This window comes from Neptuniibacter sp. 1_MG-2023 (assembly GCF_030547185.1).
Classification (GTDB): domain Bacteria; phylum Pseudomonadota; class Gammaproteobacteria; order Pseudomonadales; family Balneatricaceae; genus Neptuniibacter.
In genome coordinates this window covers 88,106-102,408 of record NZ_JAUOQR010000008.1, presented here as the reverse complement: position 1 = coordinate 102,408, position 14,303 = coordinate 88,106, and the positions used below count along the sequence as shown (strand labels likewise).

The window sequence follows — 14,303 nt, the reverse complement described above, 5'->3', positions numbered from 1 at the left end:
TAGACACAAATTTTATAAAGAGATGTCTCCCTGTAAAATTTTCGTGTCATAATTACCAATAAGTCTTACTTTATTCAGATTAACACTCTGCAAGAATTATTCAAACACTTGTTTTATTTTTATATATCAAAGAGTTATCTAAATTTATAGTTGGTATTACCCTAGTCGCATCCTTTATGTTTCGGCTGCGTATGGCTAAGCTTTAGCCGTTTTTTAAGGTTTTTTAAAGAATGTCTCGATTAAATCCACGACAGAAAGAAGCGGTGGACTATATTGGTGGTCCTTTACTGGTGCTTGCCGGTGCCGGGTCTGGCAAAACCAGTGTAATTACGCGCAAGATCGCATACTTGATCAACTCATGTGGAATTGCTGGGCGCAATATTGCCGCTGTTACCTTTACTAACAAGGCATCACGAGAGATGAAAGAGCGTGTTAATGCTCTGCTAGAGGGGAGTCCAGCAGGTAAAGGCCTGACCGTTGCTACCTTCCATAACCTTGGCCTTACAATTATTAAGCGTGAGCATAAGCATCTTGGCTTTAAGCCGGGATTTTCTATCTTTGATGATCAGGACACAAAAGCCCTATTAAAAGATCTGATGCTACAGAACAACGAAGAAAGTGATCAGGTTGATATAGTCCGAAATCAGATCTCTAGTTGGAAGAACGAGATGCTAACGCCAGCTCAAGCTTTGGCGTCAGCGCAGTTACCACAAGATATTTTATGTGCCCGTGCCTATGAGGAATACGAGCAACACTTGCGTGCTTATAACGCAGTAGACTTTGATGATCTAATTCTTGTGCCTGTTCGCCTGTTTGAAGAACATCCGAAGGTTTTAGAGCGTTGGCAAAACCGGTTACGTTATTTGCTGGTGGATGAGTACCAAGATACCAACCTTTCTCAATATCGTTTAGTTAAACTCTTAGTTGGGCATCGAGGCGCACTAACCGTTGTAGGGGATGATGACCAATCTATTTATGCTTGGCGCGGCGCGCGGCCTGAGAACTTAGTGCAGCTTGAGAAAGATTACCCAAGTCTAAAAGTTGTCAAACTAGAACAAAACTACCGTTCCACGAGCCGTATACTGAAAGCAGCCAATACCCTGATTGCCAATAACCCCCATGTGTATGAAAAAACCTTATGGAGTGATATGGGTATGGGTGATCCTATAAGGGTGATACATACGCGTAATGAAGATGCTGAATGTGAACGGATAGCAACAGAAACTTTAGACCTGCATCTGCGGAATAATATTCAGTTTAAAGATATGGCTGTTTTATACCGTGGCAATTTCCAGGCACGTCTATTGGAGATGAAGCTGCAACACTATCAAGTACCTTACAAGTTAAATGGTGGCACCTCCTTTTTTGCCCGTGCAGAAATTAAAGATTTAATGAGCTACCTAAAAGTGTTGGTTAATCCTGATGATGACAACGCTTTTCTACGTATTATCAATCTGCCGCGCCGAGAGATTGGTCCGAGCACGCTACAAAAGCTAGGCCAGTACTCGGTTGAACGCCAGATCAGTATGTTCAATGCCTGCGAAGAACTAGGTTTAGAGCAAGTGATGCCTGCCAATGCTTTAGAGCGGTTGCGCCGTTTCTGTAGCTGGATGCAACATATCTACCGTCAATGTCACCAAGGTGATCCGATTGATGCGATCTATGAAATGATGCGCGATATCGATTACGAAGGCTGGATTGCGCAAAATAGCTCTAGTGATGCGATGGCCGAAAAGCGAATGCAGAATGTGCATTTCTTAATGGACTCACTTAAATCGACCATGGAGCGCTTACAGGAAGAAGAACCTGATGCGGGAATCCAAGAGGCGATTAACCGCTTAATATTGATCGATATGCTAGATAGGCAAGAGGAAGAGGACGATTCAAATCGTGTTCAATTAATGACATTGCATGCGTCAAAAGGGCTCGAATTTCCTCATGTATTTCTTATGGGGATGGAAGAGGAGCTGCTTCCCCATAGGAACAGTATAGAAACCGATAATATCGAAGAGGAGCGACGCTTAGCCTATGTAGGTATTACGCGGGCGAAACGCTGTTTGACCATTACCTTAGCGAAGCAACGTAAACAATATGGTGAAGTGTTGGACTGCCTACCAAGTCGCTTTTTAGATGAACTACCGCCTGAAGATTTAGAGATAGAGGGAGCGGGAGAGAAGTGCCCTGTGCAAAATCAGAAACGGGGCCAAGCTACGCTGAATAGTTTAAAAAATATGTTTGACTAGATTTGTTATAAGACAAAGATAAAAAAAGCCGCATAAGCGGCTTTTTTTATATCAGAACGGCGCTTAATTACTGAGCGCTATCCATCATATGCTGAATCGCACCTTTTAGCTCATCATCAGAACAATCAGCACATAAGCCACGTGGTGGCATAGCATTTAAGCCATTAATCGCTGAAGCAAGTAGAGCGTCAATGCCTTTAGCTCCACGGTCAGCCCACTCAGAAGTACCAAATTTCGGTGCACCTGCAGCGCCTGTTGCGTGACACGCAGCACACTTAGTTGAATAAACTTGCTCGCCTGTACGAGCCGCAGCAGGAGCCGCTACAGCAGCAGCGCCGCCACAGCTATCATCGCCTTCTATACAAACAGAACCTACTGCTTTAATGCGCTCGGCAACAGCTTCATCGTTAGATGTCGCCTGTACAGATGCACTTAATGCAATACCTAGACCTAGAGCAACCAATGCTGAAGTGATTTTTTTCACAGTCACGACCTCTCAATAAACCACAAATTAATATGCGCAGTGCGATCTGTAGGATGCCCAACCACAACATAAGTTGCTCTGAGGCGGAAATTCAGACTCGACTGCTCAAAGTTTCACCGGCTGCGGATTATAACGGTAAATAATCACAACTGAAATGGGGCTTTGGCAGGAGAACGCAGCAATCCGCTGATTTAGGGCAATTTTTTGTAGTTAAAAAGCAATAAACCTTAAATTTAACAAGGAATTGATAAAGGAATGGATTTTATTAAACTAAAGGAGTAAAAATATATTAAGACTAAGGTCTAAAATCAACAGCGGGGTTATGATGACCAGCAATGGAATGTATGAGAATTGTGTTTGCCGAACGTTGACCGGTAAACCAAGCCCAACAACCAAGCTTACCTTATTAAGTTCTATACCTAATCAGCGCATCTATAGGTGCAGTAGTTGCCATTCGTTCTTAGCTTATACAGAAGACAAAGATGAATGGGAGGTTATTATGCAAGGCGACCTCGAAGAAGAGTTAAAAAGCCTATATTGCACGACCTCTACTCAATCCCAAACAAATTGAGCTTAAAAAGCCTTGGCGAATAAGCAGCGCATCGGTAGAATACGCCACGCAAACACTTCTTGAGTGCGCCTGTAGCTCAGCTGGATAGAGTAGCAGGTTCCGATCCTGTTGGTCGGGGGTTCGAATCCCTCCAGGCGCGCCACTTTTTTATATGTCTCCACATCTTTCAGTTTCCTCCTCACCAAAATTCAGTGCACCAAACTGGAGGGTGAGAACCCCCGATGGGTTCGAGCTGAGCGAAGCGAGACAACGGAGCTTGCGACGGCCCGAAGGGTGAGCGCAGCGAATAATCCCTCTTTTTTCTTTATGTGTGTTCTTGTTGGCTATCTAACCGAGCCAAAGGCGCCCCCAAGATCCGTTTGCATGACGTATTTGTCTGTTGGTCACAATGCAACATCCGATATTTGTCGAGCGGGGTATCACGTATTGGTGTCACAGGGACCTGTAACAATGTAGATGTCTGTTCTATCTGCTATATTTTACTCAGTAGTGGAGGTTTATTAATTCAAGGAGCAGCTCATGCTGATAACATTTTCAACCGATGCATATAGCAGTATTACGATGTTTGGCGATGTAGGTCTTTCCATGCTAAAAATGATGGGACATAGCGCTACCGTACCTGGCGCAATTCTGGCCGAAGATGTGCCTGAAGCACTGAGCAAGTTATCCGCTGCAATTGATGCGGATAAAAACCAGTCACCCGTGATGGACGAGGATACTGAGGAGGCAGAAGTGAGCATTACCAATCGTGCGCTTCCGCTCATTGAGCTTCTTACTGCTGCTGCGAAGGAAAAATCAGACGTTATGTGGAAATAGTTACAGCACTGGATTACTTTAAGCCTTTAGTGAGGCTTAAGGGTAGAGGCGAAAACATCAACTAAGTATCGGCCTTTTTGTTCTTAGTGTCCGAGAAATAGATACTGGCCTCATTCTTACCTATATCCAAAACAACAAGGGGAAGTGGTAACCATACAGTTCCCCTTCGTTTTATCTGCTTTTAGATAATCTCCTATGCTTTGGCCACAACTTCAAATATCAAGCAATCAATATGACTGCACCCCATGCTTCAATAGCATGCGAGGTAGAACATCATCTAAGTTCTGAACGTCCTTATCTTCAAGTTCGATTAACTTAAAGCCGTATTGTTTATAAATTTCCTGCTTCTGTGCTTTTCTGTGTAGATATTTTGAATCGTTTTCGTAGCCCCAGTACTCGATGTAGACCTTGCCTGTTGGGATGTAGAAGTCGCAGTAGACCTCCTCTTCAATAGGTAGTTTTCGCTCATAGGCATGAACTATTTCAGCCATGTACAACCAATTATCTATGAGCATTTCTGCTTTGGAGCGAACGTAATGTCCATCGGTGGTACGAAGTTTTGCTTCAAATTTGTCACGGAAGTTTGAGTCATCACTCGTTTCTTGTTTTGCTTCTTCGGATGCCGCTTCACCTTGGACTTCGCTAATGGTGGTTTTTAGGGCTTTGTTTTTAGTGATGGATTGGGGCCAAACAACATAAGGGATACCTGAGCGGAAATCTTCTTTTTGTTCACCACCAGCTGCTGTGCCGGAAGAGGTGATGGTCCAGCCTTTGAGTGCTTTATCTATCCAGCCCAGTTCTGACAGGATTGAATTCATTCGATTTGCTGACAGCTTGAAGGTTTTACCGATCACTGTAGCTGTGACAAGTTTTTCCAGACTTGAATTTGTTGGGTTTGCAGATGAGCTTTCGAGTGAGAGGTCTTCGGGCCAAGTAATGTACTTACCGTATTTTGGATGATCAAAATATTGGCCTCCTGCTTTTTCGCCTGCTGGGAGTAACTTCCACTCGTTTCCTGCGCGTTGGATGAAACCACATGCTTCTAACTGTGAAAATAGTTCTTTACCTGATATCGCTCTGTTTTTTGCAAGTGCCGATGTTGAAAGTGTTTTGCTCATACTGAGATGCGTCCTTGAATCCTGTTTATGCGCTCATATCATATCGCACTTTAGGTTCTACTTTGTTTTGACGGTGCCCTAATATTGCTCATTACGTAAAATTGTCTTGAATATTATGCTGACAATTTTCTTTGTGCGGTGCAGTTATCATTTTTAGCTGCCTTTGCATCTATTTATATAGAGGCCCTTGAATTTACATGAATCGGTCATATTAAGTATTTTGCTGCACTGCACAAAAATATAATGACTTTTGGTTGTAAATTGGTTATTTTATAGGCAGGCCTGTAGGGGTTAGAAAGTGCTAGGTTAGAAAAAGCAAAGATGTTGATCTCAGATTCGCTGTCACTAACTCCTTATAATAAGAGCCTGAATTGTAAATTTGATAAAGATAAAAACATAGCAGAGTAGTTAGTTGTTTATATCTATATAAAGTGACTCGTTTTTGAATTGCGGGGAATAGATATAAGGCAACAGCCAACGTTTTATTAATAAACTTTCACAGCTTGGCTGTGAGGAGATTAAAACATGAGCATACCTACTTCTATGAGCTTGAACGAACTAATAGAGCGGACCCATTCGCTTACTGAAACACATCATGAAATTCTATCGACTTGTGAGTCTATAGAGGAGATTATCTCCCTTAATAACTGGTACTGGAATGCTATGAATTCTCTATGGCAGCAAGCAAATGCGCCGGAGTGTGCGGCATGATCTACCATCTAATTAGCCCCTTCCATATTTAATAAGGTTGCTTGATGCCTGTTTTGGCAGGGAGTAACTTGATTAGCGTTTCTACTTTTTTAGGGTTACAAATAATTTATGTGAAGGGGCTATATAAGCCTCCTTATATATGATGCTAAGTAATCGCATTAGTATAAAGTGCCGCGGGATTAGTGTTTTAGTTTGCACTGTAATGTGGATTATTATGAAACGGTATTATTCGCAGTGATGCGATCTCCCTCTAAGTATTTAAACATTATTATTGAAATGTTTGAGATGACGATCTGGAATTAGCCTTAATAATTATGTGGCTTGTGTCATATGCTTTCGCAAAAAAAATCTGCCCTAAAATCTTCTAATTGCCTACTTTTCGAAGACCGCTAACGAGGACTTAATTCACCTTAGGTTCATGTGGATATGCTCAAATCGTAGATGTCTTTTTATGGATGAAGTCTTATTTGAGCTGTCTCGTCCAACCTTAGATACCTAAATTAATCCAATTCGAGTTGATAACTCACGAGGTGAATATAATGGCTGCTAAGTTTGAACTGTACGAAGATAAAGCAGGGGAGTTTCGTTTTAGACTAAAAGCAGGCAATGGCGAGAATATTGGCTCTTCTGAAGGTTATAAAGCTAAAGCTAGCGCTAAAAATGGTATTGAATCAGTTAAAAAGAATGCTGCCCTTGAAGAACGCTACAAAGTGTTTGAGGGTAAAAGTGGTAAGTGGTACTTCAATTTGAAGGCTGGTAATCATGAGGTTATTCTTTCGAGCCAAGGTTACACATCGGAACAGGGTGCTAAAAACGGCACAGAGGCTGTTATGAGAGCTGCATCTGAGGCAGCGACTGTCGAAGTATGATATCCGTGTATCTAAGAGCTTTAATCGGCTCTTAGATACATTTTTTCGCTATTGTATTCCCTTCTTCTTGCCTACTGTTTTCATCGTTATTCATGCCGAGTTTGATCAGATGCTTCGTTGATGTCATGGATGATCTTTGTTTGTGGGTAAGACTGGCAGATCTCGCTTGCCGAGTAAAAATGATTCAATCGCATTTTTATCCACAGGCTGGCTATATAAAAAGCCTTGGACTTCGTTGCAGCCTGCATGAGTGAGAAAGTCCACTTGTTCTTGTGTTTCAACACCTTCTGCAATCACTGTAAGTCCTAGGCTTGCACCTAAAGCAATGACCGCCTTTGAGATGGCCATGTCATCTGTATCGGATGGAATATCGCGGATAAAACTACGATCAATTTTCAATTTATGAATAGGGAGCTTTTTTAGATAACTAAGCGATGAATAGCCCGTTCCAAAGTCATCAATAGATAAAGTGATGCCAAGGTTTTTGAGTTCGTTCAGTTGTTCTACGGCTCTATCTGCTTCCTGCATAATGTAGCTTTCTGTTACTTCTAGCTCCAGATGGTTGGGAGGTAAGCCGGTTTCTACTAAAACAGCTTTTACAGTGTCGACGAGTTTTCCCCGTTTGATTTGAGGGCCTGCTACATTGACCGCAATGCGACCAAATTCAATGCCCTGATCAAGCCATTTTTTGGCTTGGCTACAGGCTTCAAGTAAAACCCAGTCACCAATCTGAATAATTAAATTGGATTCTTCTGCGAAGGGGATGAATTTACCTGGTGGTATGTTTCCTGCTGATGGGTGTGTCCAACGAATCAATACCTCTAACCCAATGATAGCGTTATCTTGCAAACGTATTTGTGGCTGGAAATTTAGATGAAATTCACTCCTTTCAATGGCTTGATGCAAGCTGGTTTTGAAAAATATATGCTCAAGCGCACTGTTAGTCATATCCTCTCTGTAAAACTGGTAAGTATTACGACCATTGTTTTTTGCCCGGTACATTGCTGCATCAGCATTGCGCAATAGCTCAGTGGAGTTTTGACCGTCTTGAGGGTAAAGGCTAATACCTATACTGGCGGTGACGGAGACAGTATGGTCTGTTAATACAAACTCTTTTTGGAAGGTGTCTAATAATTTTTTTATTACAACAATGAGGTCATCTGTGTGATCAATGTCTTCTAGTAAAAGAATAAATTCATCACCACTAATGCGTGAAACAGAGTCCTCTTCCCGTACGCAGCTTTGCAGCCGTTGTGCTGCTTCTTTCAGTAGTAGATCTCCAATAATGTGACCAAAACTATCATTGATGATCTTGAAGTTATCCAAATCAAAGAAGATAACTGCAACTATGGATTTAGAGCGTTTTGCTCGTTTAATTGCATGATCTAAATGTTCATTTAACAGTAGGCGATTGGGCAGGCCGGTAAGGGCATCGTGATGGGCTAGATGATAAAGTTCTTTTTCCGAACGTTTTATTTCAGTGACATCGCGAATAACGCAAACTAGTTTGTTATCAATGGACATTTGATTTAATCGTGCATCAAAGTACTTTAATTCCCCTTGTATTGTGAGTGCGTAGGTAAATATTTGCATTGTTTGGAAGCGTTCTATCTCATCGAGTTTAGTCTGAAATAGTTGGCTTACATCTGGCGGTAAAACCTCTTGCATCTTTTTGCCGATAAAAGAGCAGGGCTCCATATAAAGCTGACGTTGATTTTGGGCCTGAACATCTAAAATTGTACCGTCAGATTTTAGTTGGAAGTAAATATCAGGTAAGGCTTGAAAGAGGCTTTTGAGTTCAGCTGCATAGTGTAGTTTATCGGCCTCAAACTGTTTACGTTTGGTGATATCTTGCACTATACCCGCCATGCTCTTAATTTGGCCTTTCGCATTGAGTCGATGGCTTCCTGATCCCCAAATCCAACGGATCTCACCGTCTTTACGAAGGATTCTACATTCGAAATCCCAGTCAGATTTATCTTTGATCGATTGCTGGAATTTTTGATCTATTTCGGCTCTATCCTCGGGGACAATATGCTCGAGGAACATCTCATAGGTCCATTCAGGCAATTGACGCTCATATCCAAAGATTTGGTCATGTTGGGGTGAGCGATAAGATGTGTGATCAATTATATTTAGATCCCAGCTCCCTGTTTTACTTTGCTCAAGAACAAAGTTTAGGCGGTCGTGAATCTCGAGATTTTTATTTTCAATTAAACGGCGTTCAGTGGTATCTGTTGCTTGCACGATATAACCAATGAGTGGACCATCATCTGCTAGGTATAGGCCAGTTGTCGTTGCGTCGGCATAAAAAATAGAGCCATCAATATTATAAATGTCCTCCGTGATAATAGGTGTGCGTTGGGACGCGGCTTGCTTAAAACGGGCTTTCCAAATTTTTTCCCATTCTGGCATTCCTTTCCAAGCTGGGGATTCCCAAAATAACTTTCCAATGTAGTCTTCGCGTTTAGCGCCTTGCCTGTTTAGGACAAGGCGGTTGACCTCCTGTACGCGCCCATCGGGAGATAAAACCGCCATAAATTGAGGTTGTTGATCAAACACCATTTTAAATAGATGCTCAGAGGTGAAATCACTGGTTGAGGTGTTTGATTTTTTTAGTTTCATCCAAGCAGTATTGTAGAGAAATGAGAATTTATAAAGGTTATACATTAAATATATTGTATATATCGGCGCTATGCTTCAATAATGGTCGTCATTTCCTAAATAGATAGAGATTACCCTTGTTGTTTTTGGTGGGTCTTAGCTATAAGGATGGGCTGAGTGTTAACGTTCAGCGTTTATCTAAAAGAACTTGATCATATTGCTCTTGGAAGTGGGTAGCTAACCAGTCCATCAAGGTTTTAATTCTTTGTAATTGGTAGCGAGAAGGAGGACAGATCAACGATAAGGTGGTTGATTGAGCCCAATCGGGCAAGATCTCAATAAGATCGCCGTTATTCATCGCTGTCTGTACGTAAATATCAGGTAGCCTTGCAACGCCTAAGCCTGCTTGGGCCGCTTGTAACATGACCCTGCCATTTGGAATTTTAAAACCTTGTTTAAAATTGATTTTATATTGTTCATTTTGTGTTGAAAATTCCCACTCAGTTACGCTACCGCAAATCATAGGGAGTTGATTAAGCTCCTGAGGATGTAATATCGGTGGGTATTTATGCATTAAGGATGGGCTAGCTACGTAATGGGTCGTTAAGGTATGCAGCTTGCGAGCAATTAGACTGGAGTCTGGTAGGTCTCCCATTCTTATTACAAGATCATATTTATCATTAATAAGGTCAACTCTACGGCTAGAAAAGTCGAGCTCAACGTTAATCTGTGGGTATTCACGCTGAAACCCGATCAGGAGTGGAGCAATAACGTCTTCTCCAATAATCCCACCAACAGAGTTCACTTTTATGGCGCCTTGTAGCTCTTGATTTGTGTGCTGGGCCCACTCTTGTGCTGCATCGAGCTGGTCAAAGCCCTGTTTGCACATCTCATAATATTGAACGCCAACCTCAGATAGGCGCAAAGAGCGCGTGGTCCTATAGAGCAGCTGAACATTCAGTAATTGCTCAAGGTGTGACACTTGCTGGCTCAGACTGGCTTTAGATAGCCCTGTTGCTTCTGCGGCGGCTGAAAAGCTGCCATGTTTAGCAACGGCCAAAAAGGAGCGAATACCATTCCAATATATTTTGTTCATTATTTTCAAACAATGTTTTCATATTAGGGTTATTTATCATAACAGTAAGCAAGTTAAAATGGACACAGATAGTGTTGCCGTGATTTTAATTTTGTGAGAGGTGGATTGTGAAAAAACCATTAGTTGTTATCACTGGTGCGAGTTCCGGTATTGGTGCTGCAATGGCGCGCAGCTTTAATGCTGAGGGATTTCCATTGTTGTTACTGGCAAGGCGTGTAGATCAGCTAGAAGCGCTTCAATTATCAGATACCTTATGTCGGCAGGTTGATGTGAGTGATAGCCAATCTATGTCTGTGGCTATTACCGAAGCTGAAGGGGTTTATGGGCCAGTTGATTGTCTTATCAATAATGCGGGTTGTATGTTGCTAGGGCAGATGGATAGTCAGAACCCTGCTGAATGGAAACAGATGTTTGATGTGAATGTGTTAGGACTATTGAATGGTGTTCATTTGGTGCTGGCTGGGATGAAAGAGAGGCAGTGTGGCACAATCATTAATGTGAGCTCAGTTGCTGGGCGAAAGACCTTTCCTAATCATGCGGCTTATTGCGGTACCAAATTTGCGGTACATGCGATCAGTGAAAATTTACGTGAAGAGGTGGCCGATAAAAATGTTCGTGTTATTACACTGGCACCTGGGGCAGTAGAGACGGAATTGCTTTCTCATACAACGTCGCAGGAGGTTATTGATGGTTATCAAGAGTGGAAAGAGGCTATAGGTGGAGCGATAAGGCCGGAAGATATATCTGCGTCAGCGTTATTTGCTTATCAGCAGCCGCAAAATGTTTGTATTAGAGAGATTGTGATTGCTCCAACAAAGCAAGAGCCTTAATTGCATTCGCCCCTGATCTTGTTAAGTGGATCGGGGGCTTTATCTTTATATGCGCGAGCTAAGGTATTGTCGTTAGGCTCGGGCCGAGATAGATGCGTATTTGTCTGTGATGGCAGTAGAGTGGTAATTTCTCTCTAGATAGCCATGCATTTCAGAGATAGATAAGAGTCCAGTCAAACGTTTCCACGTTTGGCGTTTAGTATTTTCTTGCGTTGTAAGCGGTTCATAGCATGCCCAAAGGTCATGTTCTTTACCTGCAAAGCGGGACACACAAAGATCCCCATTTAAATTTTCTAACATAGTAGTAACTCTATAATGCTTCGAATGCCCTATATCCTGAAAACGATAGTGTTTAACGTGCTATTTATCAGGACTGATTCATCTGGAGTCGTGACGACAGCATAAGAGGAACTGAGTAGTCTAATTGACAAAATACAGTGTTGGATAGGGTGTAACGAAGTGATGTTTAGAAAGAGCACAGATTAGCCTGTGCTCTTGACTGTCAAAATTGATTTAACTCAATAGCGACTTATAACGGGCGGATATTTTCAGCCTGAGGGCCTTTCTGGCCTTGAGTTACAGTGAACTCAACCTGTTGACCTTCTTGTAAGCTTTTAAAGCCGTCGCCAGCAATAGCGCTAAAGTGAGCAAAAACATCAGCACCTGATTTTTGTTCGATAAAGCCAAAGCCTTTCTCGTCATTAAACCATTTTACTGTGCCAGTTGTTGTAGTAGACATAATTTTTTTATCCTATTTTCGGAAATATGAGTCCGCCAGAAATTAGGCAGATAAATGCAGGCGTTTTTACTTTGTAAATATGAAAACAGGACGAGGGACTTAGAAAGGTATCGAAATGAGGTGCATAAATAGAGAATAAAGCGTCTTACGAGGTACTACCTTATAGTGCTTCTTTAGCTAGGTCAAATTATATCTTAGTTATTTATTAGAAGGCCATTTGTAAAAGTGTTGATCTAGTCTGCTTCTTAGTAGGCAAAAACCTTGTTACCAGTAATACCATTTCTGTTGAAGTCTGCTAGGCTTATACAGATGTGGAATGCTTGATACGGGAGTTTGGACGTTAGAGTCTTGGTGTGCGCCTAGTGAAGCGAAACAATGATGAATAGGCCTCGAACGATTCTATAACCTCCGTAAACAGCGTAAACTACGCACATCTATTCTTTCTTTACTGACGATCCGTTGGAACTGGAAAAACAGCTACATATGGCCAACGGTAATACATGAATGTCATAACGGGAAAAGGATCTAGGGTCATTAAGGCATTTATCACGGCATTTTTCATGGTTAGCTTAGCCGCTGGTATAAGAGTATGGCCTTTGCAAGGGCTAGAGTCGGAACTTACGTGGCTGACATTTTATCCTGCTGTGATCGTAGTTGCGATTTATGCGGGGTTTTACGCAGGTTTATTAACAACGTTATTTTCATGTTTGGTGGTCACATTCTTGTGGCCATTATTGTTTTCACATCCTCCAGTAGAGTCTATGTTTGATTTTCTTGATATGGCCATGTTTGCCATCATATCAGGTGCTATGGCGTATTTTTTTAGCCATTTATGCGCCCTTCGTCAAAGGCTCAGAAAGGCTGAGCAGGCGTTAAAGGAATCTGTTGAGCGTGAGCAATTTATCAGCTCTATTATTGACGCTTCGCCGAGTATGATTGGCTATTGGGGAACCGATCTCCGTTGTTTGTATGCCAATAATGCTTACCAAGAGTGGTTTGAGAAAAAGCCTGAAGAAATTGTAGGGATCGCATTCCAAGATTTGGTTGATGAGGAACTGTTTGCTTTAAATGAGCCTCATATTAGTCGAGCACTTGCCGGTGAGCCACAACGTTTTGAGCGGACTCTCAATAAAGTTGATGGCAGTGATGGGCATATCATCGGGCACTATATTCCAGATTTCGATGATGAGGGCAGGGTCAAAGGGTTTTCGATTTTAGCCAATGAGGTGACTGTTTTTAAAGAAACCGCGGAAGAGCTTGAACTCGCAGCCTGTGTTTTTGAAAATACGTTGGATGGTGTTCTTATTACCGATACAAATGGCGCTATTTTATCAGTGAATCCTGCTTTTACTGATATTACAGGTTATAGCGAAGCAGATGTCATTGGAAAAAACCCTCGTATCCTGCAGTCTAACCGGCATGATGAGCAATTTTATGTATCAATGTGGGAAGAGATCCAGACGAATAGTCGTTGGAGCGGTGAAATATGGAACCGCCGTAAAGATGGGGACCTTTATTTAGAAAGTATGACCATCAGTATGGTACGTGATGAAAACGGTGAGCCTGTTCGTTATGTGTCGGTATTCAATGATATTACAGCGCTTAGACGTAAAGATGAGCATCTTAAACATTTGGCTTTTCATGATGCTTTGACTGATCTGCCTAATCGCACATTATTGATGGATCGTATCAACCAAAAACTTATCAATTCGAATCGTGAGCAGTTTAGTCTTGCGGTAATGTTTTTAGATCTTGATGGCTTTAAAGCTGTTAATGACCGCTTTGGCCATAACATTGGCGATGGTTTATTAAAAGAGGTTGCCAAGCGCTTACTCGCGTTAGTGCGGGAGTCGGATACAGTTGCGCGAGTGGGTGGTGATGAATTTATGTTTATCCTCAATAACCCTCAGGGCAAAGATGAGGTTGAGTATGTGGCTAAGCGTGTTGTTGAATCCATTAATGAACCCATAAGTGTGTGCAATGATGTGTTGAATATAGGAGCATCTGTCGGTATTGCCATGTTCCCTGATGATGGAAATACGTCTATAGATTTAATCAATAATGCAGATATAGCTATGTATGCTTCTAAACGCTTAGGTAGAAATAATATTAGTTTTTTCTCATCGGATAGATGCATTGCCCAAAAAGGGGATGGCGGTTCGGGTACTGACCGCTGATTAGTCGTTACACCTGTAAGATCTTTCTACCCCCTCGCTGTTTGA

The 14,303-nt window shown here is 42.0% G+C and carries 13 protein-coding genes, 1 tRNA gene and 1 other RNA gene; 9 read left to right on the top strand and 6 right to left on the bottom strand.

The features are described from left to right. Positions 1-230 precede the first annotated feature (230 nt). The gene (rep, locus tag Q4492_RS10660; protein WP_303417741.1) at positions 231-2,243 is read left to right on the top strand and encodes a DNA helicase Rep; all 2,013 of its coding nucleotides are present in this window, start codon (positions 231-233) and stop codon (positions 2,241-2,243) included. Positions 2,244-2,310: 67 nt separating this feature from the next. Here the strand turns inward: rep and Q4492_RS10655 are convergent, their stop codons facing one another. After that, positions 2,311-2,727 (bottom strand): cytochrome c5 family protein, encoded by a 417-nt coding sequence (locus Q4492_RS10655; protein WP_303417739.1) that lies wholly within the window; start codon positions 2,725-2,727, stop codon positions 2,311-2,313. Positions 2,728-3,049: 322 nt separating this feature from the next. Between Q4492_RS10655 and Q4492_RS10650 the strand changes: the two genes are divergently transcribed. The 4 genes from Q4492_RS10650 (at position 3,050) to Q4492_RS10635 (ending at position 4,114) form a co-directional block, all read left to right on the top strand. Next, positions 3,050-3,298, top strand: a complete 249-nt coding sequence (locus tag Q4492_RS10650; protein ID WP_303417737.1) for a hypothetical protein — start codon at positions 3,050-3,052, stop codon at positions 3,296-3,298. Between the two features lie 65 nt (positions 3,299-3,363). Then, positions 3,364-3,440: transfer RNA gene (locus Q4492_RS10645), tRNA-Arg, on the top strand. Positions 3,441-3,486: 46 nt separating this feature from the next. Then, a non-coding RNA gene (locus Q4492_RS10640) (RtT sRNA) lies at positions 3,487-3,605 on the top strand. Between the two features lie 212 nt (positions 3,606-3,817). Beyond that, on the top strand, positions 3,818-4,114 hold the full coding sequence (locus Q4492_RS10635; RefSeq protein ID WP_067985058.1) for a DUF1840 domain-containing protein: 297 nt from the start codon (positions 3,818-3,820) through the stop codon (positions 4,112-4,114). Between the two features lie 227 nt (positions 4,115-4,341). On the opposite strand, the gene Q4492_RS10630 is transcribed toward Q4492_RS10635, so the two are convergent. Next, complete coding sequence (locus Q4492_RS10630) at positions 4,342-5,232, bottom strand: hypothetical protein (RefSeq protein ID WP_303417734.1); 891 nt, start codon at positions 5,230-5,232, stop codon at positions 4,342-4,344. Between the two features lie 525 nt (positions 5,233-5,757). Here Q4492_RS10630 and Q4492_RS10625 point away from each other — a divergent pair. Further along, the gene (locus Q4492_RS10625; RefSeq protein WP_303417732.1) at positions 5,758-5,943 is read left to right on the top strand and encodes a hypothetical protein; all 186 of its coding nucleotides are present in this window, start codon (positions 5,758-5,760) and stop codon (positions 5,941-5,943) included. Positions 5,944-6,482: 539 nt separating this feature from the next. Next, positions 6,483-6,812, top strand: a complete 330-nt coding sequence (locus Q4492_RS10620) for a YegP family protein (protein ID WP_303417730.1) — start codon at positions 6,483-6,485, stop codon at positions 6,810-6,812. 123 nt (positions 6,813-6,935) lie between these two features. Here Q4492_RS10620 and Q4492_RS10615 read toward each other — a convergent pair whose 3' ends face one another. Continuing rightward, positions 6,936-9,437 (bottom strand): GGDEF and EAL domain-containing protein, encoded by a 2,502-nt coding sequence (locus tag Q4492_RS10615; RefSeq protein ID WP_303417729.1) that lies wholly within the window; start codon positions 9,435-9,437, stop codon positions 6,936-6,938. Between the two features lie 166 nt (positions 9,438-9,603). Beyond that, on the bottom strand, positions 9,604-10,512 hold the full coding sequence (locus Q4492_RS10610; protein ID WP_303417727.1) for a LysR family transcriptional regulator: 909 nt from the start codon (positions 10,510-10,512) through the stop codon (positions 9,604-9,606). Positions 10,513-10,619: 107 nt separating this feature from the next. Here Q4492_RS10610 and Q4492_RS10605 point away from each other — a divergent pair, with 107 nt between their 5' ends. Continuing rightward, positions 10,620-11,342, top strand: coding sequence for an SDR family oxidoreductase (locus Q4492_RS10605; RefSeq protein WP_303417725.1), 723 nt, complete (start codon positions 10,620-10,622; stop codon positions 11,340-11,342). A gap of 72 nt (positions 11,343-11,414) precedes the next feature. On the opposite strand, the gene Q4492_RS10600 is transcribed toward Q4492_RS10605, so the two are convergent. After that, on the bottom strand, positions 11,415-11,642 hold the full coding sequence (locus tag Q4492_RS10600; RefSeq protein ID WP_303417723.1) for a hypothetical protein: 228 nt from the start codon (positions 11,640-11,642) through the stop codon (positions 11,415-11,417). Between the two features lie 229 nt (positions 11,643-11,871). Further along, entirely contained in the window at positions 11,872-12,081 is a 210-nt protein-coding gene (locus Q4492_RS10595; protein ID WP_067985069.1) for a cold-shock protein, read from the bottom strand. A 560-nt stretch (positions 12,082-12,641) separates the two neighbouring features. Here Q4492_RS10595 and Q4492_RS10590 point away from each other — a divergent pair. After that, positions 12,642-14,258: a diguanylate cyclase gene (locus Q4492_RS10590; RefSeq protein WP_303417715.1), complete on the top strand. Its 1,617-nt coding sequence runs from the start codon at positions 12,642-12,644 to the stop codon at positions 14,256-14,258. Positions 14,259-14,303: the final 45 nt, after the last annotated feature.

Coding starts and splice junctions, on each gene's coding strand:
- rep (WP_303417741.1), top strand. CDS start 231: ATGTCTCGATTAAATCCACGACAGAAAGAAGCGGTGGACTATATTGGT.
- Q4492_RS10650 (WP_303417737.1), top strand. CDS start 3,050: ATGATGACCAGCAATGGAATGTATGAGAATTGTGTTTGCCGAACGTTG.
- Q4492_RS10635 (WP_067985058.1), top strand. CDS start 3,818: ATGCTGATAACATTTTCAACCGATGCATATAGCAGTATTACGATGTTT.
- Q4492_RS10630 (WP_303417734.1), bottom strand. CDS start 5,232: ATGAGCAAAACACTTTCAACATCGGCACTTGCAAAAAACAGAGCGATA.
- Q4492_RS10625 (WP_303417732.1), top strand. CDS start 5,758: ATGAGCATACCTACTTCTATGAGCTTGAACGAACTAATAGAGCGGACC.
- Q4492_RS10620 (WP_303417730.1), top strand. CDS start 6,483: ATGGCTGCTAAGTTTGAACTGTACGAAGATAAAGCAGGGGAGTTTCGT.
- Q4492_RS10615 (WP_303417729.1), bottom strand. CDS start 9,437: ATGAAACTAAAAAAATCAAACACCTCAACCAGTGATTTCACCTCTGAG.
- Q4492_RS10610 (WP_303417727.1), bottom strand. CDS start 10,512: ATGAACAAAATATATTGGAATGGTATTCGCTCCTTTTTGGCCGTTGCT.
- Q4492_RS10600 (WP_303417723.1), bottom strand. CDS start 11,642: ATGTTAGAAAATTTAAATGGGGATCTTTGTGTGTCCCGCTTTGCAGGT.
- Q4492_RS10595 (WP_067985069.1), bottom strand. CDS start 12,081: ATGTCTACTACAACAACTGGCACAGTAAAATGGTTTAATGACGAGAAA.
- Q4492_RS10590 (WP_303417715.1), top strand. CDS start 12,642: ATGGTTAGCTTAGCCGCTGGTATAAGAGTATGGCCTTTGCAAGGGCTA.